At 69.3% G+C, this 25,196-nt stretch carries 24 protein-coding genes; 15 read left to right on the top strand and 9 right to left on the bottom strand.

Going from position 1 to position 25,196, the window contains the following annotated elements; all coding sequences use genetic code 11:
* The first annotated feature begins 247 nt into the window (after nucleotides 1-247).
* Together ddaH and rocD are read left to right on the top strand one after the other, a co-directional pair.
* Nucleotides 248-1,126 (top strand): dimethylargininase, encoded by an 879-nt coding sequence (ddaH, locus tag MicroSTF_RS09325; RefSeq protein ID WP_322955131.1) that lies wholly within the window; start codon nucleotides 248-250, stop codon nucleotides 1,124-1,126.
* Nucleotides 1,123-2,364, top strand: coding sequence for an ornithine--oxo-acid transaminase (gene rocD / locus MicroSTF_RS09320; RefSeq protein WP_021200303.1), 1,242 nt, complete (start codon nucleotides 1,123-1,125; stop codon nucleotides 2,362-2,364). Before ddaH ends, rocD begins: the two co-directional genes overlap by 4 nt.
* Before the next feature lie 114 nt (nucleotides 2,365-2,478).
* Here rocD and MicroSTF_RS09315 read toward each other — a convergent pair whose 3' ends face one another.
* The 3 genes from MicroSTF_RS09315 to MicroSTF_RS09305 all read right to left on the bottom strand — a co-directional run bounded on the left by MicroSTF_RS09315 (nucleotide 2,479) and on the right by MicroSTF_RS09305 (nucleotide 4,610).
* Nucleotides 2,479-2,766, bottom strand: a complete 288-nt coding sequence (locus MicroSTF_RS09315) for a hypothetical protein (RefSeq protein WP_021200302.1) — start codon at nucleotides 2,764-2,766, stop codon at nucleotides 2,479-2,481.
* Between the two features lie 63 nt (nucleotides 2,767-2,829).
* Nucleotides 2,830-4,164 carry an MFS transporter gene (locus MicroSTF_RS09310; RefSeq protein WP_029259850.1) on the bottom strand — a complete coding sequence of 445 codons (1,335 nt, stop codon included), beginning with the start codon at nucleotides 4,162-4,164 and terminating at the stop codon, nucleotides 2,830-2,832.
* Between the two features lie 5 nt (nucleotides 4,165-4,169).
* Nucleotides 4,170-4,610, bottom strand: a complete 441-nt coding sequence (locus tag MicroSTF_RS09305; protein ID WP_021200300.1) for a MarR family winged helix-turn-helix transcriptional regulator — start codon at nucleotides 4,608-4,610, stop codon at nucleotides 4,170-4,172.
* A gap of 59 nt (nucleotides 4,611-4,669) precedes the next feature.
* Here MicroSTF_RS09305 and MicroSTF_RS09300 point away from each other — a divergent pair, with 59 nt between their 5' ends.
* The 5 genes from MicroSTF_RS09300 to MicroSTF_RS09280 all read left to right on the top strand — a co-directional run bounded on the left by MicroSTF_RS09300 (nucleotide 4,670) and on the right by MicroSTF_RS09280 (nucleotide 9,430).
* Nucleotides 4,670-5,407 (top strand): copper homeostasis protein CutC, encoded by a 738-nt coding sequence (locus MicroSTF_RS09300; protein ID WP_029259851.1) that lies wholly within the window; start codon nucleotides 4,670-4,672, stop codon nucleotides 5,405-5,407.
* A gap of 55 nt (nucleotides 5,408-5,462) precedes the next feature.
* Nucleotides 5,463-6,314, top strand: coding sequence for an alpha/beta fold hydrolase (locus tag MicroSTF_RS09295; RefSeq protein ID WP_029259852.1), 852 nt, complete (start codon nucleotides 5,463-5,465; stop codon nucleotides 6,312-6,314).
* A 212-nt stretch (nucleotides 6,315-6,526) separates the two neighbouring features.
* Nucleotides 6,527-7,318, top strand: a complete 792-nt coding sequence (locus MicroSTF_RS09290; protein WP_231494475.1) for a DUF1684 domain-containing protein — start codon at nucleotides 6,527-6,529, stop codon at nucleotides 7,316-7,318.
* Between the two features lie 37 nt (nucleotides 7,319-7,355).
* Nucleotides 7,356-8,405, top strand: a complete 1,050-nt coding sequence (locus tag MicroSTF_RS09285; RefSeq protein ID WP_029259853.1) for a lipoate--protein ligase family protein — start codon at nucleotides 7,356-7,358, stop codon at nucleotides 8,403-8,405.
* Complete coding sequence (locus MicroSTF_RS09280) at nucleotides 8,384-9,430, top strand: site-specific DNA-methyltransferase (protein ID WP_322955124.1); 1,047 nt, start codon at nucleotides 8,384-8,386, stop codon at nucleotides 9,428-9,430. Before MicroSTF_RS09285 ends, MicroSTF_RS09280 begins: the two co-directional genes overlap by 22 nt.
* Before the next feature lie 9 nt (nucleotides 9,431-9,439).
* Here MicroSTF_RS09280 and MicroSTF_RS09275 read toward each other — a convergent pair whose 3' ends face one another.
* Nucleotides 9,440-10,009, bottom strand: coding sequence for a TetR/AcrR family transcriptional regulator (locus MicroSTF_RS09275; RefSeq protein WP_021200294.1), 570 nt, complete (start codon nucleotides 10,007-10,009; stop codon nucleotides 9,440-9,442).
* A gap of 171 nt (nucleotides 10,010-10,180) precedes the next feature.
* Here MicroSTF_RS09275 and MicroSTF_RS09270 point away from each other — a divergent pair, with 171 nt between their 5' ends.
* The 3 genes from MicroSTF_RS09270 to MicroSTF_RS09260 are packed head-to-tail and all read left to right on the top strand — an operon-like array spanning nucleotide 10,181 to nucleotide 13,763.
* Nucleotides 10,181-11,488, top strand: a complete 1,308-nt coding sequence (locus MicroSTF_RS09270; protein WP_322955121.1) for an MFS transporter — start codon at nucleotides 10,181-10,183, stop codon at nucleotides 11,486-11,488.
* Between the two features lie 29 nt (nucleotides 11,489-11,517).
* On the top strand, nucleotides 11,518-13,029 hold the full coding sequence (locus MicroSTF_RS09265) for a carboxylesterase/lipase family protein (RefSeq protein ID WP_322955119.1): 1,512 nt from the start codon (nucleotides 11,518-11,520) through the stop codon (nucleotides 13,027-13,029).
* Nucleotides 13,026-13,763, top strand: a complete 738-nt coding sequence (locus tag MicroSTF_RS09260) for a phosphatase PAP2 family protein (RefSeq protein ID WP_322955117.1) — start codon at nucleotides 13,026-13,028, stop codon at nucleotides 13,761-13,763. The genes MicroSTF_RS09265 and MicroSTF_RS09260 overlap by 4 nt, the downstream gene beginning before the upstream one ends.
* Nucleotides 13,764-13,836: 73 nt before the next feature.
* Here the strand turns inward: MicroSTF_RS09260 and MicroSTF_RS09255 are convergent, their stop codons facing one another.
* Genes MicroSTF_RS09255 through MicroSTF_RS09245 form a run of 3 tightly spaced genes read right to left on the bottom strand, consistent with a single transcriptional unit; the run spans nucleotide 13,837 to nucleotide 16,101 of the window.
* Complete coding sequence (locus MicroSTF_RS09255) at nucleotides 13,837-14,184, bottom strand: cupin domain-containing protein (RefSeq protein WP_021200290.1); 348 nt, start codon at nucleotides 14,182-14,184, stop codon at nucleotides 13,837-13,839.
* Nucleotides 14,181-15,584, bottom strand: coding sequence for an FAD-dependent oxidoreductase (locus tag MicroSTF_RS09250; RefSeq protein ID WP_322955115.1), 1,404 nt, complete (start codon nucleotides 15,582-15,584; stop codon nucleotides 14,181-14,183). The genes MicroSTF_RS09255 and MicroSTF_RS09250 overlap by 4 nt, the downstream gene beginning before the upstream one ends.
* A 49-nt stretch (nucleotides 15,585-15,633) precedes the next feature.
* Entirely contained in the window at nucleotides 15,634-16,101 is a 468-nt protein-coding gene (locus tag MicroSTF_RS09245) for an Lrp/AsnC family transcriptional regulator (protein WP_021200288.1), read from the bottom strand.
* A 99-nt stretch (nucleotides 16,102-16,200) separates the two neighbouring features.
* On the opposite strand from MicroSTF_RS09245, the gene MicroSTF_RS09240 reads away from it, so the two are divergent.
* Nucleotides 16,201-17,652: a gamma-aminobutyraldehyde dehydrogenase gene (locus tag MicroSTF_RS09240; protein ID WP_322955112.1), complete on the top strand. Its 1,452-nt coding sequence runs from the start codon at nucleotides 16,201-16,203 to the stop codon at nucleotides 17,650-17,652.
* Between the two features lie 96 nt (nucleotides 17,653-17,748).
* On the opposite strand, the gene MicroSTF_RS09235 is transcribed toward MicroSTF_RS09240, so the two are convergent.
* The gene (locus MicroSTF_RS09235; protein WP_029267716.1) at nucleotides 17,749-18,273 is read right to left on the bottom strand and encodes a GNAT family N-acetyltransferase; all 525 of its coding nucleotides are present in this window, start codon (nucleotides 18,271-18,273) and stop codon (nucleotides 17,749-17,751) included.
* Nucleotides 18,274-18,325: 52 nt separating this feature from the next.
* Nucleotides 18,326-19,105, bottom strand: a complete 780-nt coding sequence (locus tag MicroSTF_RS09230; protein WP_051671141.1) for a M23 family metallopeptidase — start codon at nucleotides 19,103-19,105, stop codon at nucleotides 18,326-18,328.
* 754 nt (nucleotides 19,106-19,859) lie between these two features.
* Between MicroSTF_RS09230 and MicroSTF_RS09225 the strand changes: the two genes are divergently transcribed.
* The 4 genes from MicroSTF_RS09225 (at nucleotide 19,860) to MicroSTF_RS09210 (ending at nucleotide 25,195) form a co-directional block, all read left to right on the top strand.
* Complete coding sequence (locus tag MicroSTF_RS09225; RefSeq protein ID WP_315071840.1) at nucleotides 19,860-21,392, top strand: HNH endonuclease signature motif containing protein; 1,533 nt, start codon at nucleotides 19,860-19,862, stop codon at nucleotides 21,390-21,392.
* A 283-nt stretch (nucleotides 21,393-21,675) separates the two neighbouring features.
* The gene (locus MicroSTF_RS09220) at nucleotides 21,676-22,824 is read left to right on the top strand and encodes an ROK family transcriptional regulator (protein WP_029259862.1); all 1,149 of its coding nucleotides are present in this window, start codon (nucleotides 21,676-21,678) and stop codon (nucleotides 22,822-22,824) included.
* An 89-nt stretch (nucleotides 22,825-22,913) separates the two neighbouring features.
* Complete coding sequence (locus MicroSTF_RS09215; RefSeq protein ID WP_297555518.1) at nucleotides 22,914-23,861, top strand: polysaccharide deacetylase family protein; 948 nt, start codon at nucleotides 22,914-22,916, stop codon at nucleotides 23,859-23,861.
* Nucleotides 23,858-25,195, top strand: coding sequence for an MFS transporter (locus MicroSTF_RS09210; protein ID WP_322955106.1), 1,338 nt, complete (start codon nucleotides 23,858-23,860; stop codon nucleotides 25,193-25,195). The genes MicroSTF_RS09215 and MicroSTF_RS09210 overlap by 4 nt, the downstream gene beginning before the upstream one ends.
* Nucleotide 25,196 lies beyond the last annotated feature (1 nt).

The raw sequence follows: 25,196 nt of genomic DNA, 5'->3' as shown, positions 1-25,196 counted from the left end.
GTCGGGGGTCGGGGGACGGGTCGGGGGATGGGACGGAGCTGGGACGGGGAGGGGACAGGGGAGGGGCGGGGCGGGGGCGGAGGGTAACGGGCGGCGCTCTGGCGGCGTACAGGGGGCGGGTGACAGAATGGACCTCGGCGTGCCCGAGTCGCATCTTCCCCGACGCCCGCTCGATCGAGCGAAGGGTCGAAGGACCGCCGGGCCCCTGGACAGCGTCCGCCGCGCCCGTCCCACGAGGAGAGCACCCATGTCGACGCCTGAAGCCGCCGTCTCCACCGCCCCCGCCCGCACCGCGCACCACCGCCGCTATCTCATGTGCAAGCCGGAGCACTTCACGGTCAACTACTCCATCAACCCGTGGATGGAGCCGACCAAGCCCACCGACACCGCCAACGCGGTCGCGCAGTGGCAGAAGCTCCACGACCTGTACATCGAGCTGGGCCACGAGGTCGAGCTCATCGAGCCGCTTCCCGGCTACCCCGACATGGTCTACACGGCCAACGGCGGATTCCTCATCGACGGTCGCGCCTACGTGCCCGAGTTCCGTTTCGTCGAGCGTCAGGGCGAGTCGCCGGCCTTCGCCGACTGGTTCCGTGCTGCGGGCTACGACACGGTGATGCCGAAGGAGGTCAACGAGGGCGAGGGTGACTTCCTTCTCGTCGGCGAAGTGATCCTGGCAGGAACCGGCTTCCGCTCCACGGGCGACAGCCACCGCGAGGTCGGCGAGGTCTTCGGGCGCGAGGTCGTGTCGCTCAACCTGGTCGACCCGCGTTTCTACCACCTCGACACCGCGATCGCCGTGCTCGATCCGGTGCAGGGTGTCGAGAACGGCGGCCCGGAGCGCGCGAACATCGCCTACCTCCCCGGTGCCTTCGACGACGCCAGCCGCGCGATCCTCGAGGAGCGCTTCCCCGACGCGATCCTGGTCTCTGACGAGGACGGTTCGGTGTTCGGCCTGAACTCGGCGAGCGACGGCTACAACGTGGTCATCTCGCCGCGGGCGAAGGGCTTCGAGAAGCAGCTGCGCGAGCGCGGCTACAACCCGATCATGGTGGACCTGTCCGAGCTGCTGCTCGGCGGCGGCGGCATCAAGTGCTGCACGCTCGAGCTGCGGGGTGCGAAGTGACCGCGGTCGACGAGACCACGGGAACAGCGACCCCGGGTACAGCGGCCACGGCGGGAGAGGCGGGCACCGAGCCGCACGTCGCCCACAACTACCACCCGCTGCCGGTGAACATCGCCCGCGCGGAGGGTGCGTGGGTGACCGACGTCGAGGGCAAGCGTTACCTCGACCTGCTCGCGGCGTACTCGGCCGTGAACTTCGGCCACCGGCATCCGGCCCTCGTCGCCGCGCTCACCGAGCAGCTCGGCCGGGTCACGCTCGTCAGCCGTGCGTTCCAGAGCGACCGGCTGGAGCCGTTCGCCGCGGCGCTCGCGGAGCTGGCGGGCAAGGATCTCGTGCTGCCGATGAACACCGGCGCCGAGGCCGTCGAGACCGGCATCAAGGTCGCCCGCGCCTGGGGTTATCGCGTCAAGGGCATCCCCGAGGGCAAGGCGCGCATCATCGTCGCGGCCGGCAACTTCCACGGCCGCACGACGACGATCGTCAGCTTCAGCGACGACGACACGGCGCGTGACGACTTCGGCCCCTACACACCGGGCTTCGATGTGGTGCCGTACGGAGATGCGGATGCCATCGCCGCGGCCATCACCGACGACACGGCGGCCGTGCTGGTCGAGCCGATCCAGGGCGAGGCCGGTGTCGTGATCCCGCCGGAGGGCTACCTCCGCCGCATCCGCGAGATCTGCGACGAGAAGAACGTGCTGTTCATCGCCGACGAGATCCAGGCGGGGCTCGGCCGCGTGGGCGAGACCTTCGCGTGCGATCGTGAAGGCGTCGTGCCCGACCTGTACCTCCTGGGCAAGGCGCTCGGCGGCGGCATCCTCCCGGTATCCGCCGTGGTCGGCGACGCCGACGTGCTGGGCGTCATCCGACCGGGCGAGCACGGGTCGACGTTCGGCGGCAACCCGCTGGCCGCGGCCGTGGGCCTGCGCGTGGTCGAGATGCTGCAGACCGGTGAGTTCCAGGAGCGGGCGCGCGCACTCGGCGCCCACCTGGAGCAGGCGCTGCAGCCGCTGATCGGGCACGGCGTCACGGCCGTGCGCATCGCCGGGCTCTGGGCCGGCGTCGACATCGATCCCGCGAAGGGCACCGGGCGTCAGATCGCCGAGAAGCTGCTCGAACGCGGCGTGCTCGTCAAGGACACGCACGGACAGACGGTGCGCATCGCTCCGCCGCTCGTGATCCGCGCGACCGAGCTCGACTGGGCGGTGGAGCAGCTCAAGCTCGTGCTGGGCGCCTAGGCCCGACGCGCAGAACCCTACCCGCGCGGCTCGACGCGACACGAGCAACGCCACCGCAGGGGAGGGCCGTCTCTGGGGATGGACGGCTGGCGGTGGCGTTGCCTTCGTGCACGCTCAGGCGGGCGGGGAATCCGGATCGAGCGTCTTGAGGGTGTCCTCTTCGGCGGCGTTGTCCGCGTCGAGCTGATCCTCGGTGTGCTCGTCGCCACCGAGCGCTGCGCGATGGCCCTGGCCGGCGTCGCCCTGGATGGCGCCGCCCGTGGATTCGCCGCGCGAGCTGTCGCCCTGGATGGCGCCGCCGGTGCCGTCGCCCTGGCCGGAGTCTTCGTCCGGTGCTCCGACGCCGGGCGCGCCCTCTGCCGGATCCTGCGGATGGGGGGTGCGTTCCGTGTTCTCGTCCATGCACAGACGGTACGACCGGTCGCCCCGGGTCGTGCAGGGCGTTGACAAATCCCGCGACGAGGGTCAGTCTCCGAGGTCGCGCTTCTCGGCGGTGCGGATCGGCGTGGTCACGGCGGCCTCGTCGCTGAACTCGATCGGGTCGACCTCGATCACGCGAAGCGGGCGGGTCTCGTCGAGCGTGAGCAGGAACCGGCGGTTCTCGTCCCGGCGGAGTCGGCCGGAGGTCGCGACCCAGATCACCCCGATCGCGCAGGCCACGAACCCGGCCGTGCCACCGAGCATGATCGCGGCCCGCGGGCCGAACGTGTCGGCGACCCATCCCGCGATGGGGGCCCCGATGGGGGTAGAACCCATGATGACGGCCATATACAGGGCGAGCACGCGTCCGCGCAGAGCGGGGTCGGTCGTGATCTGCACGTAGCCGTTGGCGGTGGTGAGCAGCGTCACGATCATGAAGCCGGTGAAGGTCAGAGTGACGGCGTAGGAGGCATACGTGGGCATGGCCGACGACACGAACGCGGCGACGCCGAAACCTCCGGCAGCGAGGATCACCACGCGCACTCTGGCGCGATCGCGCCGGGCGGCGAGGAGCGCCCCGATGAGGGATCCGATCGCGAGTACCGAGCTGAGCACGCCGTAGCCGTCGGCGCCCGCGCCGAACTCGAGCGCCATGGTCGAGGCGAAGATCGGGAAGTTCATGCCGAAGGCGCCGATCAGGAAGACCGTCACGAACACCACGCGCAGGTCGCTGCGCCCCCACACGTACCGGAACCCGTCGGCGAGCCCCCCGCGATTGCGGTTCTTCAGACGTGGGGCGAGCAGGCTGCGGCGCATGAGCAGCAGGGCGAGCAGCATCGCCAGGAACGTCGCCGCGTTCACGATGAACACCCAGCCCGAGCCGATCGCCACGATCAGCAGGCCGCCGACGGCGGGTCCGACCATACGGGCGAGGTTGAACGACGCGGAGTTGAGGGCCACCGCGTTGGAGGTGTCGCCGGTGGAGACCATGTCGGAGACGAACGCCTGTCGAGCCGGAGCGTCGAACGCGTTCACGATGCCGAATCCGAGGGCGAAGCCGAACATCATCGGCAGGGTCATGAGGCCGCCGAGCAGCAGCGCGCCGACCGCGATCGCGAGGGCGAGCAGCGCCGACTGGGTGGCGAACAGGATGTGCCGCCGGTCGAAGCGGTCGGCCACCCACCCGGTCAGGCTCACGAGCACGAGCGGGGGCCCGAACTGCAGGGCCATCGTGACGCCCATCGCGGTGGCGTCGTTGTCGGTGAGCTCGGTGAGCACCACCCAGTCCTGCGCCGTGGCCTGCATCCACCCGCCGACGTTGGAGATCAGGGCGCCCGCGAACCAGATCCGGTAGTTGATGTTCGCGAAGGAGCGGAACATGGCGCTCATCGCTCCACCACCCGCCTCATCAGGGCGCTGGCTTCACGCAGCGTGGTCAGCTCGGCCTCGGAGTAGTCGACCTCGCGCAGCATGTCGGCGAGCAGCTCGTCGCGACGGCGGATGGTCTCGACGACGATCTCGCTGCCGGCCTCGGTGATGTCGACCTGCACGCGGCGGCGATCGTCCTCATCGGGGGTGCGCACGACGAAGCCCTGCTCTTCGAGGCCGTTGATCGTGCTGGTCATCGACGGTGCGGTGACGCGCTCGCGCTGGGCGAGGGTCGAGATCGTACGGCGTCCGTTCATGCGCAGGTCGGCGAGCACCGCCAGCTGCGCGTCGCTCATCGAGTCGGCGGCGCGGGCGCAGCGAAGGCGGCGGGCCAGCCGGAACGTGGCCATGCGAAGGTCTGTGGCGGTGAGGTCGAGGGATTCATCAGACGCAGACATTACTTAGATAGCCTATCTAATTTTCCGGATGCCGGCAGGAGAGCGGGCACAATGGAGGGGTGACCCGATCGCTCGCCTTGGAAATCGCCGTGCAGGACCCCGCCGGAGTGCGGATCGCCAAGGAGGTCGGCGCTGCACGCGTCGAACTCGCCACCGCCCTCGCCCTCGGCGGACTCACCCCGTCGCCGGCGACGCTCGAACTCGCCGTCGAGGCGGCAGGAGCCGACGGCCCCGAGGTGCACGTGCTGATCCGCCCACGCGCGGGTGGATTCCACTACGACGACGACGAGCTGGCGGTCGCCGAGCTCGACGTGCGCCGTGCGATCGCCTCCGGTGCCTCCGGTGTGGTCATCGGTGCCCTGGATGCCGACGGGCGTCTCGACCTGTTCGCGATGGCGCGTCTGCGTGACGCGGCCGGGGGAGCGCCCGCCACGCTGCACCGTGCGATCGATGTGACGGCCGACCCTGTCGCGACACTGCAGAGCGCCCGCGAGCTGGGCCTGCGTCGTGTGCTCACGTCCGGGGGAGCGTCCGCGGCGATCGACGGCATCGACACGCTGCGTGCCCTCGTCGCCGCAGCCGAGGGCGAGATCGAGATCATGGCGGGCAGCGGCGTCGACGTGGCCAGCGCCCCAGCTCTGGCGGCGGCGGGGGTCGATGCGATCCACTTCTCCGCCAAGCGCGCCGTGACCCAGGACGGCGGCGTGCGCATGGGCTCCGCCTCCGACGGGGTCGGCGGATACGAGGTCACCGATCGCGACATCGCCTTCGCGATCCGGGATGCCCTCGCGCGGTAGCCGCCCGCCTCGCCCGGTAGCCGCCCTCTCGCGTGATGGGTAGGCTCGCACCGTGATGGATACCCGTGAGTTCACCGATGCCTATGGCGTCGACATCGTCTACGACGTCCATCCCGCCGAGGGGACTCCCCGCGGCGTGGTGCAGCTGCTGCACGGCGTCGGCGAGCACGCGGGGAGGTACGGCGCGCTGATCGCGGCGCTCACCGCTGCCGGTTTCCATGTCTACGCCGATGACCATCGTGGACACGGTCGCACCGGCATCCGTCAGCACGGCGGCCCGGAGAAGCTCGGCCGTCTGGGCAAGGGCGGGCTGCGCGCGGCCGAGGACGCCGTCTGGCAGCTGACGGGCATCATCCGCGACGAGAACCCCGATCTGCCCCTCGTGCTGCTCGGTCATTCCTGGGGTTCGTTCCTGGCGCAGATGCTCGTCAACGACCACCCGGAAGCCTGGGACGCCGTCATCCTCTCCGGCTCGGCACTGCGGATGCCGGGGTCGCTCAACGCCGCGCCCCTGAACGCGCGCTGGGCAGGCGAGGGCGCGACCGGTCTCGAATGGCTCAGCCGCGACCCCGCCGTCTGGGCCGCGTTCGATGAGGATCCGCTGACCACCGACGTGCCACTGCTCAAGCTCTTCGGCCCGATCGAGGCCGCGAAGCTCTACGGTCGTCCGGCCAAGGACCTGGGACACGACATCCCGATGCTGCTGCTCGTGGGTCGCGACGACCCGGTGGGTGGACCCCGCAGCGTGCACAAGCTCGCCGACGAGTACCGCAGCCGTTCCGGTCTCACCGACGTCACGACGCTCGTCTACCCGGATGCGCGGCACGAGATCTTCGCCGAGCTGCAGCAGGAAGAGGTGCGAGCCGACGTGCTCGCCTGGCTCGACACGCACATCCCCGCGCGCTGAGACTCACGTCGCCATCGGCGAGACCCACGGCCCGCGCCCATACCCACCGTGGCGCGCGTACGTGAACATGGGTGTCGGCGGAGAGCGTGGGTCTCGGTGTGAGATCTTTCCGACGATGCCGGTATGACGCGGCGTTACGCGCGGTGAAGGCGTGTGACACGACCGCCTCGCCGGCCGCGGAGCCCCCGTAGATTCGGGGCAATATTCCGCGCATGAGCGAGGAGAGCCCCCGCTGTGCGGTTCCCTCGCCGGGAGGGAGCGCTCCGTTGAGCTTCGTGAAGGACTGGCAAGACTGGCACGCGTCACGCGAACGCTATGCGGGCTCGGAGTACGGTCCGTCGGCGCTCGAGTCGACGAACTGGCTCATCACCGAAGCGGCGGCCGTCGACGGCATCCCCGGGCTCTGGGCGCTCACCGGCGACGGGGGTATCCGTGGCAGCGAGCTCGGCCAGGCGGGATCCACCGTCGTGCTGCGCGGAGGCGAGAGCATCCGTCTCGGCCGGCGTGAGCTGCGGGTGTTCGAGCGCCACGGCACGCTCGCCCTGCGTGTGCTGAATCCGGCGCGCCCGCAGCGCGAGTGGTTCACGGCGATCGACGCCTACGCCCCCGATGAGCGCTGGCGGCTGCCGGCCGTGTTCGAGGAGACCCCGGACGAGCGGATCGTGATCACCTCGGTCGACGGCGATGCGCGCGAGACTCCCGTCGCCGGGCGGCTGCGGTTCGAGCTGGCGGGGGCGCCGCAGACGCTCACCGTGACCAGGAGCGCTCAGGGCGCGTTGAGCGCGGTGTTCGCCGACGGGACGAACGGGCTCGAGACCTACCGCTTCCGCTTCCTCCCTGTCGACGAACCCGCCGCCGACGGCACGGCCGTGATCGACTTCAACCGCGCCTACCTGCCACCGTGTGCGTTCTCGGATCAGTTCGTGTGCCCGCTGCCGCCCGCCGGCAACAGGTATTCGACGCCGATCAGGGCGGGAGAGCGCGTGGTGGTGCTCGGAGGCTGACCGCCGGAACGAGGGCTGCGCGCCTTAAGCTGGAACCGTGCACGGTGAATACAAGGTCCCAGGGGGAAAGCTCGTCGTCGTCGACCTCGAGATCGAAGACGACCGGATCTCGCGCTTCCGCCTCGCCGGAGACTTCTTCCTCGAACCCGACTCGGCGCTCGACGACATCAACGCCGCGGTCGATGGGCTGCCCGTGGAGTCCGATGCGACCGCGATCGCGACCGCGGTGCGCGCAGCCCTCCCCGACGGGGCTCAGCTGCTCGGCTTCACACCCGAGGCCGTGGGCACCGCGGTGCGCCGCGCACTCGTGACCGCCCCGGGGTGGCGTGACTTCGACTGGGAGATCGTGCACGAGAAGGCGGTCTCGCCGCGCATGAACCTGGCCCTCGACGAGGTGCTCACCTCCCGCGTGGGCGAAGGGCGCCGCCGACCCACCCTGCGCATCTGGGAGTGGGACGAGTCGGCCGTGGTGATCGGCTCGTTCCAGTCGTACCGCAACGAGGTCGACCCCGAGGGTGCCGCGAAGCACGGATTCGACGTGGTCCGCCGCATCTCCGGCGGGGGTGCGATGCTCATGGCCGCCGGGCAGATCATCACGTACTCGCTCTATGTGCCGGCATCCCTGGTCGCGGGGATGACCTTCGCCGACTCCTACGCCTTCCTCGACGACTGGGTGCTGCAGGCGCTGCGCTCGCTCGGCATCGACGCGGTCTACCAGCCGCTCAACGACATCGCGAGCCCGACCGGCAAGATCGGCGGTGCCGCCCAGAAGCGCCTCGCCAACGGCGGCGTCCTGCACCACGCCACCCTCTCGTACGACATCGACGGGCAGATGATGACCGAGGTGCTGCGCATCGGCCGCGAGAAGCTCAGCGACAAGGGCACTGCATCCGCCGCCAAGCGCGTCGATCCGCTGCGCAGCCAGACCGGACTCGAGCGCGCCGAGATCATCGAGCGCTTCAAGGACACCTTCCGCTCGCTGACCCATGCCGAGACCGGTTCGATCTCTGCGGACGAGTACGCCGACGCCGAGGCGCTCGTCGAGTCGAAGTTCGCCACCGAGGCGTGGCTGCATCGGGTGCCGTGACGGCGCCGGACCCGGTTGTTCCCGCCGCGGCGGACCCGCAGGGCGTGGTGCCTGACGTCATGCCGGTGATCGCGCCGGTCGTGCCGGGGGCGGTGACGATCGTCGAGGGCGACAACCTCGCCGTCGCGGCGACCCTGCCCTCCGGGTCCTTCAGCCTGGTGTACCTCGATCCGCCGTTCAACACCGGCCGCACGCAGGAGCGGCAGGTGGTCACTGCGCGGCGGACGTTCATGACTCCGGAGGAGAGCGCGGATTCAGGCACGGCAGCCGTCCGAACCGGGAACACGGAGCCGGTCGTCCTGAGTTCTGCACCGGGTGCCGGCGAGTCCGAGCCGGGGACCGAGGTGCGGCACGGCTTCCACGGCCATGCGTACGAGCGCGTACGCGGGATGCTGCGTGCCTATGACGACCGCTTCGACGACTACGGCGCCTTCCTGATGCCGCGGCTCGAGGAGGCCTGGCGGCTGCTCGCCGACGACGGCACTCTGTACCTGCACCTCGATTATCGCGAGGCGCACTACGCGAAGGTCATGCTCGACGCGGTCTTCGGACGGGACTGCTTCCTCAACGAGCTGATCTGGGCGTACGACTACGGCGCCAAGTCGCGCAGCCGCTGGCCGACCAAGCACGACACGATCCTGGTTTACGTGAAGAACCCACGGGAGTATGTCTTCAACTCCGACGAGGTCGACCGCGAGCCCTACATGGCGCCCGGGCTGGTCACGGCCGAGAAGGCCGCGCGCGGCAAACTCCCCACCGACGTCTGGTGGCACACCATCGTGCCGACGACCGGACGGGAGAAGACCGGCTACCCCACGCAGAAGCCCGAGGGGATCCTGCGGCGTATCGTCACGGCGTCGAGTCGCCCCGGCGACCGGGTGCTCGATCTGTTCGCGGGGAGTGGCACGACGGGAGCTGTCGCCTCGGCGCTCGGCCGCGACGCTGTGCTCGTCGATGACAACCCCGAGGCGGTCCGGATCATGAGGGCCCGAATGCCGCACGCCGTCGCGACGACGCTCGACTGAGGCGGGTCGTCAGGCCGGACGCAGCAGCACCAGGAACTGCTCGATCTCGGCGGCCATGTCGAGGGACGGATCGAGCATCCACGCGGCCTGGAGCCCGTCGGCCAGAGCGTGCAGAGTGCGCACCACCCAGGCGGGGTCGAGGTCGTCGCGCATCCGTCCGGCCTTCTGGTCTTCGGCGACCTGCGCGCGGGTGAAGGCCTCGACCCGCTCGGTGCGCTCGCGGAAATAGGCGTGGGCGGGGTGGGAGGGGTCTCCGGCCTCGGCGGCCAGCTGTGCGTAGAGCTGCACGAGACCGGGTACCGAGGTGTTGTGGCGCATGACCGCGAGGAACGCGGAGGAGGCGTCTTCGCCCGCGTATTCCTGCTCGTCGCGGTCGTCTCTGGCGCGGAGGATCGCGACGAAGAGCTCTTCCTTGCTGCCGAAGTAGTGCAGGAGTCCCGCGGGGCTGAGTCCGGCGGCATCCGCGATCTCGCGTACGGAGGCCTTGCGGTATCCGTGCTCCGCGACGACGGCGAGGGCGGCCTCGAGGATCTCCTCGCGTTTCGCGACACCCTTCGCATACGCCCCTCGTGTCGCCATGGCTCCAGGGTAACCGTCACGACCGGATCACAAAAACCAAACAACGTTCGTGAATGACTTGCGAAGGGTGGAGACGATCTGTCAGCATGTCGGGTGAATACCGAATGTCGTTTGGTATTGATCAGATCCGCTCAACATTCCGCTCAACATTCCGCTCAACGAGGAGCCGACATGTCCGTGTCCCCGCTCGACCCCGCCGCCGAACTGGCGCCGACCGGCACCATCCGCGCCGTCCCGCCCGAAGCGGGGGAGCCGGCGGCGAGTCCGCCGGCGAACCGGCGGCTGCTGCCCAGCCTGCTGATCGCCTCCCTCACGCTGTTCGCCACTTACGGCGGACTCATCGCGATTCTTCTTCCCAGTCAGATCCTGATGATCGACGAGGCGAAAAAGGTCGGCAACCTCGCCGTCGTGACCACGATCTCCTTCGTGTTCACGCTGTTCGCGCAGCCGATCGTGGGGGCGTTGAGCGACCGCACGCGCTCGCGCTTCGGACGCCGCGTGCCGTGGATGGTGCTCGGCGCGATCATCGGCGGCATCTTTCTGTTCGGGCTGGGCTCGCTGACCGACATCCTCTGGATCACGGTGTTCTGGGTGATCATCCAGGTGGCGCTGAACTTCTTCCAGGCGCCCCTGACCGCGATCACCGCCGATCGGTTCCCGCGTTCGAAGCGCGGCGGGGCGAGCGCGATGATCGGACTCGGCACGCAGGTCGGCATGACCGTCGGCATCATGCTCGCCGGTGCATTCGCCGCGCAGATCGGCATCGGCTACGCGGTGTTCGGCGGTGCCGTGATCGTGGCGGCACTGCTGTTCGCACTCGTGAACCGCGACTGGTCGTCGAAGCACGCGGCCGTGGATGCGTTCCGCTGGGGTGCATTCTTCCGAGGATTCTGGATCGACCCGCGCCGTCACCCGGACTTCGCCTGGGCGTTCGCCGCGCGGTTCCTGCTGATCCTCGGTTACTTCGTCGTCAGCGCGTACCAGCTGTACATGCTCACCGACTACATCGGCCTGCCGCTCGCGGATGCCCAGGGGGCCGTCGTCACCCTCACGCTCGTGGCCTTCATCCCGACGCTCATCGCGATCGCCCTCTCCGGGTGGTGGAGCGACAGGGTCGGGCGCCGCAAGTTGTTCATCTACGCCGCCTCCGCCGTGATGGTCGCGGGCCTCGCGATGCCGCTGCTGCAGCCGAACATGACCGGCATGGTCCTGATGAGCATCATCAACGGCGTCGGTTTCGGCCTGTACATGTCGGTGGATGCGGCGCTCATGACCGAGGTGCTGCCGAACGAGGGCGTCTCGGCGGGCAAGGATCTCGGCATCCTCAACGTCGCGACCAACGTGCCGCAGGCGTTGAGTCCCGCCATCGGCGGTGTCATCATCACGTCCGTCGGCGGCTACGCGATGCTCTTCGTCTTCGCGATCGTGTTCGTGATCCTCGCCGCCGTCGCGACCGCGCCGATCAAGGGAGTGCGCTGATGACCGGGAATGAGCAGGAGAATGCTGTGATGACGGATACCGACTTCGAGACGACCGCCGACTTCGTCGAGGTGGCCACGGCCGCCGGACGGGTGCGGGGCCGCTGGCGCCCGACCACGGGCGGGCGCGGGAATCCGCGGTCGGCGGCGTTCCTGGGCATCCCGTTCGCGGAGGCGCCGATCGGCGCGCTGCGTTTTCAGGCGCCCGTGCCGAAAGCGCCGTGGGAGGGAGTGCGCGATGCGCTCGAGTTCGCCGCCACCGCCCAGCGCGGCGACCCCGGGGTGACGCTCATCCCCGAACCGAGCGTCGAGGGCGACTCGACGCTCAACGTCAACGTCTTCACGCCGGACCCGGCCCTTGCCGCGCAGGGCGCCGGTCTTCCGGTTCTCGTCTGGATCCACGGCGGCGGATACTTCGCCGGCTCGCCCGCGAGTCCCTGGTACGACGGCCGCAACTTCAACCGTGACGGCGTCGTGACCGTGTCGCTCTCCTACCGCCTGGGCTTCGACGGCTTCGGCTGGATCGAGGATGCCCCCTCGAACCGGGGCGTGCGCGACTGGCTGCTCGCCCTCGAATGGGTGCAGCAGAACATCGCCGAGTTCGGCGGGGATCCGTCGCGCGTCACGATCGCCGGGCAATCCGCCGGCGGAGGAGCCGTGCTGACCCTGCTCGGCATGGAGAAGGCGCAGCATCTGTTCCACGGCGTGTACGCGATCTCCGGTGCGCTCGCCGACGTGGCTCCGGCCCGCGCCGAGGCCTTCGGGCGCGGACTCGCCGCAGCGGCCCGGGTCGCGCCCACCGTGGCCGGGTTCTCGACGCTGTCCGAGGACCGCATCCTCGAACTGCAGAAGAAGGCGACCGAGCTCGGTCCTGATTCGCTCGGGAGCGTGGTCGAAGAGGGCCTTCCGCTCGGTCCGGCCGTCGACGGCGACCTGCTGCCACGCCCGACGCGTGAGGCTCTCCGCGCCGGTGTCGGTGCCGACAAGCCGCTCGTGATCGGTGCGACCGACGACGAGTTCACGATGGTCTTCGCAGGCTCCGAGAAGAAGCTGCGCTGGGTGCCGAGGTCGCTGCTGCTGAACAAGCTCGGCTTGCCGAAGAGCGCGCGTCGGCAGTACCTCGCCGCCAACGCCGACATCACCGGACTCGGCAACGCCCGGCTGGGCGGTCGGCTGCTGACGGACCGGATGTTCCGCTCGGCGCTGCTGAAGATCGTCGCCGACCGCGGCGCCGCTCCCACCTGGCTGTACCGCTTCTCGTGGCCGTCCGGACACTTCGGCTTCGCCGAGCACTGCCTCGATGTGCCGTTCTTCTTCGACTGCCTCGACGGTCCGGCGATGGAGCCGCTCGCGGGTCCGAACCCGCCGCAGGAGCTGGCTGACGAGGTGCACGGCGCCGCTGTCGCGTTCATCGTCGGGGGAGACCCCGGTTGGCCGCGTCACCAGGGATCGAAGGGCATCGCGCGGGTCTACGACGTGCCGACCCGCGATGTCGCCGACGCCTACGCCTCCGTGCGGCCGTTGCTGGGAACGCCGTCGTGACCACGGCTGTCGCGGTCGGGGATGCCACCCGACCGGTGGCCTCGCCGCGCCCTCGGTGGATGCTGTGGACCGCTCTCGGACTGCTCGCGGTGTTCGTGGCTCTCGCGGTCGGCGTGCTCGCAGCGCCCGATGCGCCGTGGACGCAGGGCCTCGACGACCTGTGGCGCAGAGGTGTCGGGGTCGGGCCGGAATCGACGCTGCCCGGCTTCGTGCTGGCGCAGATATTCCAGCATCTCGGTCAGCTCCCTGGGGCGGTGCTCATGATGATCCTCCTCCCGCTCGTGCTGTCGCTGATGGGGCGTTGGCGTTCCGCGCTGTTCGTGATCGCGGTGCAGCTCGCCGGCCCAGGGCTGCTGTCGCAGCTCACGAAGAACCTCGTCGACAGGCCGCGCCCGGCCGAAGACGTGGCCGGTGGACTCTTCGGCCCGCTCGTGCAGGTCGACCACGGTTCGTTCCCGTCCGGACATTCCGTGAGCATGGCCGCGATCATCATCACGGTGCTCGCGCTGATCCCGGCATCCGCGGTCTGGGCGCGCCGCGTCTGGATCGTGCTCGGAGTGCTCCTGGCCGTCGGCATGGTATGGCAGCGCACGCTCATCAACGCGCACTGGTTCACCGACACGTGCGCCGGACTGATCGGCGGGGCGGCGGTCGCGCTCCTGCTGTGGTGGGCGTTCCTGCCCTGGCTGCGGCGCGATCAGGAGCGCCGCGTCTGGTTCCTTCGGAAAGGCTGATCTCTCGCCTTCGAATCGCGCGAACGGCTCCATCGCGCCCGGGGATGCAGCCCTTCGCGCGATTCGAAGAGCGTCAGGTGATGTAGATCTTGCGGAGGGTCTCGGTGACGGTCCAGGTGGTGCGCATGCCCTCGGCGAGGCGCACGACCGAGCCGGGACCGACCTCGAGGTCGGGCAGTCCGGACGAGGCGAACGCGATCGTGGCGCGGCCCGACAGCACGACGAACACCTCGTCGGCCTCGGTGTCGGTCGCGGTGCCGGGGGTCATCTCCCAGACGCCGATCTCGGTCCCGCCGAGTGTCGCGAGTTCCTGCGCGGCGGTCGTGGGCGCGCCGGCGAGCACCTCATCCGCAGGCAGTGACTCGTGTGCCAGAGGCAGGGTTGCGGCATCCAGTCCTGCCCCGGCGGCGAGACCGTTCACGAGTCGAAGCCCATGCCGACGGCGTCGAGCGTCTTGAGGAACAGGTTGCGCCTGCCCTCGTTGTGATCGGCCTGGTTCATCGCGGCGCGGACGAGGTTGACGCCGATCGAGGCGGCAGGCTCGGGCGGGAACGGGATGGGCTTCTCACGCACCATCCGCAGCGCGGTGCGCTCGGTCTCCTCACCGGACAGCTTGTCGAGCATGACGTCGGCCGCGAAGCGTGCGGCCCCGACGCCGAGCCCGGTGAAGCCGGTCGCGTAGGCCACGCGGCCCTTGCGGGCGGTGCCGAAGAACGCGCAGAAGCGGCTCGACGAGTCGATCGCTCCGGCCCAGCGGTGGGTGAAGCGCAGGCCCTCCAGCTGCGGGAAGGTCGTGAAGAAGTGCGAGGCGAGCTTGCGGTGGCTCTCCATGCGGTCCTCGTACTCCGCGCGCACTTTGCCGCCGAAGTGGTAGATGGCGTCGTAGCCGCCGAACAGGATGCGGTTGTCGCCCGTGAGCCGGTAGTAGTGGAACTGGTTCGCGCTGTCGGCGAGCCCCTGTCGGTTCGACCAGCCGATCGAGGCCAGTTGCTCGGAGGAGAGCGGCTCGGTCATCAGCACGTAGTCGTACACGGGCACGGTCATCAGGCGGTTGCGTTTGAGGAGCGAGGGGAAGACGTTCGTCCCGAGCGCCACGGCATCCGCGATCACGCGGCCGTTCGCAGTGACCAGCGTGATCGGTCCCGATCCGTCGCCCTCGATGGCGCGGACCACACTGTGCTCGTAGATCTCGACGCCCAGGTCGGCGGCCACGCGGGCCAGCTCCACACCCAGCTTGGCCGGATGCACCATCGCGCAGCCGTCGCGGTCCCAGTCGCCGGCGAGGAACGTCTCGGAGTGCACCTCGGCCTGCACCACTGCGCGGTCGAGGAAGCCCGGCTCATCGCGGTACCACTCCACCTGGTGGGGCTCGATGGCGACGGCCAGCTGTCCGGTGCGCTCGAACTCCGCATCCATCCGGTAGCGCTCGACGGTCTCGCCGATGGCGTCGAGGTTCGCGTGTCCCAGCTCTTCGAGGCGGTCGATCTCCTCCGGCCAGCGGTTCACGCCGTTCTCGTGTCCGTGTGTGAGGCTCGACTCGCAGAAGCCGCCGTTGCGGCCGGATGCCGCCCAGGCGATGCGCGAGGCCTCGAGCAGCACGACGCGGCGTTCGGGGTCGCGCTCCTTTGCGCGCACCGCCGTCCACAGTCCGGCGTACCCGCCGCCGACGATGGCGAGGTCGGCGCGGACCGTGCCGTTCAGCCGCGGATGTGTCGGCCGGTCGACATCGTCGAGCCAGAACACCCGCAGGGCGGTGTCCCGGAGGGAGTCGTCGATGACGGACGGCGACGGCTGCTGACGTTCGAAGACGGTGGTGCCCATGGTTTCTCTCCGTGGTGTGCGGGTGCGAGGTACGGGAGCGGGGTGCGCGTCAGCGCGTGCCCCAGTTGTAGAGGTCTTTGTAGAGACCGGCGTAGAGCATGCTCTCGGTGTGGGTGATGCCGGGGATGGTGCGGATGCGGGTCGCGATGAGGTCGATCAGGTGCTCGTCGTTCTCACACACGGCCTCGACGAGGATGTCGAACGTGCCGAGCGTGACGACGACGTACGCCAGCTCGGGGATCCGGGTGAGTTCTTCGGCGATCTCCCGCGGATCGCCCGAGACGCGGATTCCGATCATCGACATACGGTGGAAGCCGAGCTGCATCGGGTCGGTGACTGCGACGATCTGGATGATCCCGGCTTCGGTCATCCGCTGCACCCGCTGGCGCGCCGCAGCCTCGCTGAGGCCGACCTCGCGGGCGATCTCGGCGTAGGGGCGTCGCCCGTCCTCCTGCAGCAGCTCGACGATGCGCTTCGAGATGTCATCAAGGGCAGGCTGGGAAGACTTCGTACTCATGTGTCGATATTGTCAGTCATGCCAACGATCTGCAACTGATTCAGTTGTTTCATATTGCTAGATCTTCAGATTCCGTACTGATGTCGGTACGATGGCGCCATGCCCAGTCATCTTCTGAAGAACTCCGCGCCGCTGCAGAACTTCATCGGCGGCCGTTTCGTCGACGCGAGTGGTGCCGAGCGGATGCCGCTCCTCGATCCTGTCACCGAAGGGACGTACGGGGAACTCCCGGTGTCGGACGCCGTCGACGTCGATGCCGCCTACGCCGCCGCATCCGCCGCCTTCCCGATCTGGTGCGACACGACGCCCGCCGACCGCCAGTTGGCGCTGTTCCGCATCGCCGATGAGATGGAGGCGCGGGCGGAGGAGTTCGCCGACCTGGAATCGCAGGACACGGGTAAGCCGCGCGCGAGCCTGGTGGCCGACGAGATCATGCAGTCGGTCGACCAGCTGCGCTTCTTCGCGGGTGCGGCGCGCAGCCTCGAGGGTCGGGCGGCGGGGGAGTACCTCGCCGGGCATACCTCGTTCGTGCGGCGCGAGCCGGTCGGCGTGATCGGTCAGGTCACGCCGTGGAACTACCCGCTGAACATGGCCGTGTGGAAGATCGCCCCCGCGCTGGCCGCCGGCAACACCGTCGTGCTGAAGCCCGCGGAGTCCACGCCACTGACCACGCTGCTGCTCGCGGAGATCGTCGCCCGGCACACTCCCGCCGGCACGCTCAACGTCGTCCTGGGCGACCGGGACACCGGTGTCGCGCTGGTCGAGCACCCGACGCCGCAGATGGTGGCGATCACCGGATCCGTGCGGGCCGGTATGGCCGTGGCCCGTTCAGCGGCGAACGACGTCAAGCGGGTGCACCTCGAGCTGGGCGGCAAGGCTCCGGCGATCGTGTTCTCGGATGCGTCGATCGAGAAGGCCGTCGAGGGCATCATCACCGGTGCCTTCTTCAACGGCGGACAGGACTGCACTGCCGCCACCAGGGTGCTGGTGCACGAATCGAAGCACGATGAGCTGGTGGCTGCTCTGGTCGCCCGGGCGAAGACGCACGCTCGCACCGGTGGCCCGCGCGAGGAGGGGGTGCTGTACGGGCCCCTGAGCAGTGCCGCGCAGCTCGCGCAGGTGCAGGGATTCATCGACCGGCTCCCCGCGCACGCGACGATCGAGACCGGCGGACGCCGCCAGGGCGATCGAGGGTACTTCTGGGAGCCCACGATCGTGTCGGGAGTACGACAGGACGACGAGGTCGTGCAGGGGGAGATCTTCGGACCCGTGCTCACGGTGCAGGCGTTCTCGGAGGACGACGAGGCTCTGCGGATGGCGAACGACGTGCCCTACGCGCTCGCCGCCTCGGTGTGGACCACGGATCATGCCCGGGCGATGCGGTTCTCTCGCGACCTCGACTTCGGCTGCGTGTGGATCAACACCCACATCCCGTTCGTGTCGGACATGCCCCACGGCGGGTTCAAGCACTCCGGCTACGGCAAGGACCTGTCGCAATACGGGTTCGACGACTATACCCGCATCAAGCACGTCATGAGCGCTCTCGACTGAGGGGCGCCCGAGGTTCCGGAAGGCGGGACGGCAGGCGGGACGGAGGCTCCGGAAGGCGCGAGGTCAGGCAGGACGGAGGTGCCGGAAGGTGCGAGGTCAGGCGCCGAGCAGCTTCACGCGACGATGCTCGCGCAGTGTGAGCTGGGGGCGTTCCTCGATCTTGATCGCGCCGTCTTCGATCCAGCCGTGGCGGGCGTAGAACGAATCGGCGCGTTCGTTGCCGTCGAGCACCCAGAGGTAGGCGCGGTTGTGGCCGGCCTCGGCGATCCGCTGTTCGGCGGCTTCCAACAGGGCGTGACCCGCGCCCGTAGACCAGGCGGCGGGATCGGCGTAGATGCCGTACACCTCGCCGTCGGCGACCCCGTCGGGGTCGCGTCCGGAGCCGAGTGAAGCCCATCCGACGATACGGTCGTCGCGCAGGGCGACGACGGTCCCGAGGCTCGTCGGCAACGGTTCGGCGAGGGTGCGACGCCAGCCCACAGCTCTCTCGTCGATGGAGAGGCCGTCGAGCACGGCTTGGTCGATGAGCCCGCGATAGGCGACCTGCCACGAGCGGACATGCACCCCGGCGATGTCGTCGGCGTCCTCCGCGCGGGCGTTGCGGATCTCCAGGGAGCTCATCCATCCACCCTACGGTGAACCGCAGACGGGAGAAGGGGGCGGTCGACGCCGATCAGCTCACGTTCTTCTTGAGCCACGGCAGCGGGTCGACGGGCGCGGTGTTGATGTGCACCTCGAAGTGCAGGCAGGAGCCGAACACGTAGCCGGTCGATCCGACGTCGCCGATATACTGCCCCTCGTCGACGCAATCACCGACCTCGACCGCACGGCTTCCGTACGTCATGTGCGAGTAGACCGTACTCACGGCCTGCCCGTCGACGATGCTCTCGATCTGGATCGTCACGCCGTAGCCCTGGTAGCTCTCCGTGGACCGTGAGACGCAGCCCTTCATGGCGGCATTGATCGGTGTGCCGACCGGGGCGGCGAAGTCCTGCCCGAGGTGCGAACGTCCCGGCCGCGAGGCGCCGAAGCCGTCGGTGAACGAGTAGGTCCCATCGGCCATCGGCATCACGATGCGTCCGGCGAGGGGGATGTCCATCGCGCTCGAGAGCGGCATGCCGGCGGCGACTGCTGCGGCGGCGGCGCGCGAACGGGTCTCCTTGATCTCCTCGGGCGTGGTCGCGGAGAAGCTGCCCCGTGGGTCGATCACAGCGCGGATCTCGGACTTCGCCGTGTAGGACTGCGCGGTGCCATCGGCGAGGGTCGAGACGCTGGAGCTGGCGGCGGCGGCAGGGCCACCCGCGGGGTTGAGGGCGGGAAGCGCTGCCCCGGTGATCATCACGCCGATCGCCAGCGTGGCGCCGAGTGCCTTGGTCTTCGCCCACTGGCGCTTCTGTCGCCGGGCTTCGCCGCGAGAGGTCGGGGCCGTCTTCGGCGTCGACTTCGGTGCCATGTGGCGGGGGCGCAGGCGAGGATCCCAGGCGCGAGGGGTGTGGGGAGGCTGTGGCTGTGGCTGTGGCTGTGCGCGAGGGGGAGCCGCGTCGGGTGCGGCCTGGACTGTCTCCGGCGCGGGGGATGTGGGGGTTGCAGAGGATGCGGGTTCCGTGTCTGCTGCGTGCGTGGGCCCTGTGACTGCTGCGGAGGCGGCGGCCGGATCGGGTTCCGGGGTCGTCTCCGGTACCGCAGCAGCATGGGCGGTGTTCGCCGGGCGGCGACTCTGCGAGTCCGCGGAAACGGAGCGTCGCAGGTCACGCCGCAAAAGCGGTCGGGATGAGTCAGGGACTTCGGTGGGAGCTTCCGAGGCGTCGTGATCGCGCTCGGGTGGCAGGGAATTCGTGACGGGATCCTTCCGGGAGGCTGGCGTGCGCGGCGGTCGATCCCCCCGGATGCCACCGTTACCGATCTGTAATTTAATTCGCGAAACCGCGAGCGTCAAATCGAGGGTGGATGATTCGACTCGCCTCTCGGTCATCGGTGCTCTTGCTCATGGGCTTCTGTGTGTGGGTCGTGTCGATGCGCATGTACCGATTCTGCTTCCGGCGTCGGACCTTCGGGGGTGGCAGCATCACGCCTCTACCTGAGATGTGGAAAGACGGATTCGGGGCGAGTTCGTGGAGGACGCATGAGCTCTACGCGTGTTCCGGAATATTGTCCTGATCGGGGTTTATCCGGGAAGGAATGTCGGTACCCCCGAGTTGACTCGACCCATGAACAACCCCGTGGAAGTGCTCGAACAGGTGGTGACCGACTTGGATGCCGTGTTGCACTCTGACGCGATGGCGGTGATGTCCGATGCGGTGAAGATGGACCTGTTGCGTGTGGCGGGTGAGGTGCAGCGGCGGGCGGAGGCAGTCGTCGTGGAGGCGGTCGCGTCGGTCGATGGGCGTCCCGCCGGGTCGGGAGAGGCCGGATTCTGCGGGAAGTTCGGGTGCCGGACGATGAGCGAGTTGCTGCAGCGGGTCCTGCGGACGGACGGGCCCGGTGCAGGGCGGATGATGAAGGCGGCGCGGGCGGTGCGCCGGGAGGTGGAGTTGTCATCCGGGTTCCGCTCGCCCGCGCGATGGCCCGAACTGCGGGCGGCGCTACTCGACGGGGCCCTCGGTGTGGCCGGGTTGTTGGCCGCGATCGGGCCGGTGGAACAGGCCGGGATCCGTGTCGGGACAGCAGACCGGTTGCTCGCGGACGGGGAGCTGGCGGCCTACTCGCGGGGGATCCCGGCCGCGGGTGCGAGTGCACAGGACGTTCCAGGAGCGGATTCGGGTGCGGGCGTCGAAGGAGACTCCGCGCCGGCGGGGACGCCGGAGGACTTGAGGATTCTGGCGCAGGTCATCGTGCAGTACCTCGATCCTGATGGCGCCGAACCCGCGGACGACATCGCGATGCGCGCCCGGGGGATCGTCTTGGGGCGGGCGAAAGACGGGGTCATCCCGGTCCGAGGCGGGCTCCTGCCCGAAGTCGCGGGACAACTGCAACGCATCTTCGACGCTCACCTGAATCCGAAAGTCGACGGGCCTCCCCTCCCCGGAGTGATGTTCCGACCCTCGGAAGAATTCCCCCGTCGCGATACCGAGCCCACGGGGCCAGACGACGGTGACCTTCCATCCGGTGATCCGGGCCGAATGGTCGACACCCGATCTCGGGCGCAGAAGCAGCACGACATCCTCGCCGCCGCGCTCGGGATCGCCGCCCGCCATGACGACATGCCTCGCCTCGGAGGCGCCGCCCCGACCCTGGTCGTGACCGTCGCTGCCGACGACTACGCCACGGGAAACGGATGGGCCCACATCGACGGCATCGACACCCCCGTTCCCATCCGGGTCGCCGCGCACACCGCCTGCGCCGGCGGAATACAGCGCGTGATGTTCGACTCCGGCGGGCGCATCATCGGGATCGGCGCCACCGACCGGATCTTCACCGCCCATCAACGCCGCGCGATCGCCATCCGCGACGGGGAATGCCTCATTCCCGGCTGTCATGTCCCCGCCACGTGGTGCGAGATCCACCACGTCCAAGAGCATGCGCGCGGCGGGCCCACCCACACCGACAACGGCGTCGCTCTCTGCTGGCACCACCACCGCACCCTCGGCACCAGCGGATGGGAGATCCGCATGCGCCACGGCATCCCGCACATCCGTGGCCCCGCCTGGTGGGACCCGACCCGGCAGTGGCGAACGCGGCGACCCCGAGGCGGCGGGCGCAGAGAGCCGGCCATCAGCCGCGCGGCACCACTCAGGGTGTGACGCCACCACTCAGGGTGTGAATTGTTGCCACCGAGCCGACTCGAGCCGAGCCGAGCCGTGCCGTGCCGTGCCGTTTCGAGCCGAGCCGAGCCGACTCGAGGCTCTGACGGTGACCGTGACCGTGACCGTGACCGTGACCGTGACTTGCCCCACGGCACTCACCGGCACCGGAATCGGCGCGAAGTCTCGACTGGTGCGACGCGATGTGGCATGCTGGCGGGCACTGCGCCCGCCTCAGAAGCCGGGTGAAGTACGCGAAACGAGAGGCGCCTCCGGAACACCTATGTCCAGACCACTCGCGGGACCGCAGGGCCTGCTACGCACGCTCAACGGCCGCGCGATCCTGGAGGCCCTCGCCCGCAGCGGCCCGCAGACCCGCTCGGAGCTGATGTCCGCCACGGGGTTGTCGCGTACCGCTGTGACTCAGGTGCTGCGGATGCTCGAGAACGCCGGAGCAGTCGCGCCTGCGGGAGTGGACCGGGACACGAGGGGTCCCGCCGCCGGACGTGTGGCCCTGCATCCGCGCCTCGGATTCGCCGCGGCCGTGCACGTCGATCACCACGCGGCGCACGTCGTGCTGGTCGACGCGACCGGGATCGTGCGGGCGGAGGCGCACTCGCCGTTCCCCGACGCCGAGAACCGTGTCGCCCACATCGTCGGGCTCGTCGATGAGTGCCGCCGTTCGTTGAAGGCGGCGAAGGGCGCCGTGCACCTCGCGGTCGTCGGGGTGCCCGGCATCGTCACCGCTGACGGAGGCATCCGTGACGACCTCGGTCCCGACGGCGGCGCCTTCCGTGCGGCACTGGCCGCGGCCCTCGACTGTCCTGTCCGCATCGAGAACGACGTCAACCTCGCGGCCCTCGCCGAACTCACCGGCGGCGGAGGAGGAAGCCTCACCAGCTTCGCGCTGTTGCTCCTCGACGACGGACTCGGAGCGGGCATCGTGATCGACGGCGCGCTGCACCGTGGATTCTCCGGCGTCGCCGGTGAGGTCATGTACCTGCCGCAGACCCCCATCCCGATCGGTGCTCCCCTCGTGGGCGATGCAGTCGTCAGCGACCTCGCGCTCGGCGTCGGTCGCGATCCCGCCGCATCTCTCAGCGATCATCTGGAGGCCGCAGTCCACGGAGACGATGGAGCGCTCCAGATCATCTCCGAGGTCGCCCGCCGCATCGTTCTCGTGGCCGGGAGCGTCGGGCTGGTGCTCGACCCTGAGGCGTTCGTCCTCGGTGGCAAGGCGGCTCATCCCGTGCTCGTCGCTGCCATCGAGCGCGTCGCCGGCGAGTATGACGCGCAGCTCCCGCTGCGGTTCCTCGTCTCCTCCTTCGGGCCTGAGGCTCCGCTCATCGGCGCCGTCGACCAGGCTGCGGCCGCACTCCGAGGCGACCTCTTCACCCGGATCCTCACCCCCGCCCCCAAAAGCGCCCGCTGAACACCCCGCCCCCCAACGCCTGCTGAACACCACCCGCCGAACATCGCCCGCCCGAGCAGTGTCGCTCGAACCACCCGACAGGACTCCCGATGACCGCACCGTCCGATCTCGCCGACCGACTCGGCCTCCCGCCCGGCGCACGGGCGATCATCCTCAATGCGGACGACTTCGGCATGTGCCACGCGGCGAACACCGCGATCATGGATCTGCTCACATCCGGGAGCATCGACTCGTCGACCGTGATGGTCCCGTGCTCGTGGTCGCCGGAGGCGCTCGCCTTCGCCGCATCCCGCACCGATCTCGATATCGGCGTGCATCTCGTGCTCACCAGCGAATGGGCGCGCTACCGGTGGCGCCCGCTCACCGGCACCGCCACGACCCTTGTCGATGATGCGGGCTTCTTCCCGACCGATGTACTCTCCGTCGAGCGGAACGCCGCCGACGACGACGTCGCTGCCGAACTCGCCGCTCAGGTGCAGGCCGCGCTCGATGCCGGCGTCGATGTGACGCATCTCGACAATCACATGGGTTCGGTCTACGGACTCGTGACCGGACGCGGCTTCCTCCGGCCGGTGTTCGAACTCGCTGCACGCCACGGTCTGCCGTTCCGGCTGCCCCGCAGCATGGACGGCGTGGGCGAGGACTCCGCGCTCCAGTCTCAACTCGATGCCGCGGCAGCGGCCGCCGATGTTTCCGGCGTCGAGATCATCGACCGGCTCTGGTCGCACCCGTTCGAGCTGCTGCGTGAAGGCGCGCCGGACGAGGAGACGTACGCGCAGATGCGTGACGGCTTCATCGCGCTGTTGCGCGCGGTGCCGGCAGGGGTCACGGAGATCTACCTCCATCCGATGGTCGACGACGATGAGCTCCGCGCCGCCGTGGACTTCAGCGCGACGAAGCGCGGATATGAGCTTCGTCTGCTGAAGGACCCCGCGGTCCGGCAGGCCATCGACGATGAGGGGCTCGTGCGCATCGGCTGGCGCGACCTGCGCGACCTGCAGCGGGGACGCGACCTGCAACGGGGAGACGCGCGGTGACCTCCCTGGGCGATCGGGTGCGCGACCGACGCCTCGACGCGGCCCCGAGCAGGTCGCAGGCGATCGCCTTCGGAGCCTCGGGCTTCCCGACGCAGCTGATGGCGCAGACGTTCTCGGCCTTCGTCGTCTACTTCTACGTCTCGCACCTCGCCGTACCGGCCACGTGGGTGGCGGTCGCGATGATCGCTCACGGCATCCTGAACGCCGTGCTCAACCCCGTCGTCGGCACGATCTCCGACCGACTGCGCACTCCGTGGGGCCGGCGCATCCCGTGGATCGGCCTGGGCATCGTGCCGCTGGTCGTCGCATTCGCGCTGGTCTGGATGCCGCCGGAGCTCCCCGTCGCCGGCCTCATCACCTGGTTCCTGGTCGTCGTGGCGGTGTACGACATCGCGTTCGTCGTGGTGGTGCTGAACATCTCGGCACTGTTCCCCGAGATGTTCCGCACCACGGAGGAACGCGCCCGCGGCAACGTGCCGCGACAGATCTTCGCGATCTTCGGCATGGTCCTGGGCACCGCGGGCGCCCCTGCGCTGTACAGCGCGATCGGGTGGCCAGGAATGGCCTTGGTTCTCGGCGCCGTCTGCCTGGTGCTGCTCGTCTGGTCGTTCTTCGGCGGGATGATCGAGCGACGGCTTCCGGATGCGGAGTCGACGGCATCGTCGGAAGCGATGCGCTGGGCAGACCAGCTGAAGTACACGTTCCGCAACCGGGCGTTCGTTCCGTATGTGCTCGGTTCGCTGTTCGTGCAGACCTCGATCGCGGTGATCCTCGCCGCGATCCCCTTCTACGTGCGCTACTCCCTGCATGCGCCGGAGGGGCAGGGCAGCCTGCTGCTCGGTGCCATCTTCGCCACCGCGATCCCGTCGATCATGCTGTGGAGCGCGGTCGTCCGCCGCACCTCCCCCCGCACCGCTGTGCTGTGGAGCGTCGCGGTGTTCGGGGTGTCCGTGCTCGGCTACCTCGCGCCGTCCAACGTGATCGGCGCGGCGCTGGTCGGGATCGCGGTCGGCGTGGGGGTCGGGGGCCTGCTGCAGTTGCTCGAGGTCATGCTCGCGCAGATCATCGACGACGATGCCGTGCGCACCGGTCACCGTCGCGAAGGCGCCTACTTCGGGGTGAACGGGTTCGTGGTGCGCGGCTCGGTGGTGCTGCAGGCGATCGTCGCTGCCGCGGTGCTCACGGCCTCCGGCTTCGACGCCGCCCGCGGTGACACGCAGCCCGACAGCGTCGACGGCGGCATCCGGCTGATGCTCGCAGTGATCCCGCTCGGGTTCACCGCCCTCGCCTGGCTCTGCTTCTGGGCGTACCCGATCCGCTCCCGCGACCTCTGAC

It is taken from the genome of Microbacterium sp. STF-2 (assembly GCF_034650155.1).
Lineage (GTDB): Bacteria > Actinomycetota > Actinomycetes > Actinomycetales > Microbacteriaceae > Microbacterium > Microbacterium maritypicum_A.
This window is presented reverse-complemented; position numbering and strand designations above follow the sequence as displayed.

Excerpts from the sequence above, each read along its gene's own strand:
- MicroSTF_RS09275 (WP_021200294.1), bottom strand. The coding sequence starts at position 10,009 with ATGGCGACACGAGGGGCGTATGCGAAGGGTGTCGCGAAACGCGAGGAG.
- MicroSTF_RS09245 (WP_021200288.1), bottom strand. The coding sequence starts at position 16,101 with ATGAGTACGAAGTCTTCCCAGCCTGCCCTTGATGACATCTCGAAGCGC.
- MicroSTF_RS09295 (WP_029259852.1), top strand. The coding sequence starts at position 5,463 with ATGGATACCCGTGAGTTCACCGATGCCTATGGCGTCGACATCGTCTAC.
- MicroSTF_RS09310 (WP_029259850.1), bottom strand. The coding sequence starts at position 4,164 with ATGTTCCGCTCCTTCGCGAACATCAACTACCGGATCTGGTTCGCGGGC.
- MicroSTF_RS09225 (WP_315071840.1), top strand. The coding sequence starts at position 19,860 with ATGAACAACCCCGTGGAAGTGCTCGAACAGGTGGTGACCGACTTGGAT.
- ddaH (WP_322955131.1), top strand. The coding sequence starts at position 248 with ATGTCGACGCCTGAAGCCGCCGTCTCCACCGCCCCCGCCCGCACCGCG.
- MicroSTF_RS09240 (WP_322955112.1), top strand. The coding sequence starts at position 16,201 with ATGCCCAGTCATCTTCTGAAGAACTCCGCGCCGCTGCAGAACTTCATC.
- MicroSTF_RS09220 (WP_029259862.1), top strand. The coding sequence starts at position 21,676 with ATGTCCAGACCACTCGCGGGACCGCAGGGCCTGCTACGCACGCTCAAC.
- MicroSTF_RS09235 (WP_029267716.1), bottom strand. The coding sequence starts at position 18,273 with ATGAGCTCCCTGGAGATCCGCAACGCCCGCGCGGAGGACGCCGACGAC.
- MicroSTF_RS09270 (WP_322955121.1), top strand. The coding sequence starts at position 10,181 with ATGTCCGTGTCCCCGCTCGACCCCGCCGCCGAACTGGCGCCGACCGGC.
- MicroSTF_RS09315 (WP_021200302.1), bottom strand. The coding sequence starts at position 2,766 with ATGGACGAGAACACGGAACGCACCCCCCATCCGCAGGATCCGGCAGAG.
- MicroSTF_RS09230 (WP_051671141.1), bottom strand. The coding sequence starts at position 19,105 with ATGGCACCGAAGTCGACGCCGAAGACGGCCCCGACCTCTCGCGGCGAA.
- MicroSTF_RS09250 (WP_322955115.1), bottom strand. The coding sequence starts at position 15,584 with ATGGGCACCACCGTCTTCGAACGTCAGCAGCCGTCGCCGTCCGTCATC.
- MicroSTF_RS09290 (WP_231494475.1), top strand. The coding sequence starts at position 6,527 with ATGAGCGAGGAGAGCCCCCGCTGTGCGGTTCCCTCGCCGGGAGGGAGC.
- MicroSTF_RS09215 (WP_297555518.1), top strand. The coding sequence starts at position 22,914 with ATGACCGCACCGTCCGATCTCGCCGACCGACTCGGCCTCCCGCCCGGC.
- MicroSTF_RS09305 (WP_021200300.1), bottom strand. The coding sequence starts at position 4,610 with ATGTCTGCGTCTGATGAATCCCTCGACCTCACCGCCACAGACCTTCGC.
- MicroSTF_RS09265 (WP_322955119.1), top strand. The coding sequence starts at position 11,518 with ATGACGGATACCGACTTCGAGACGACCGCCGACTTCGTCGAGGTGGCC.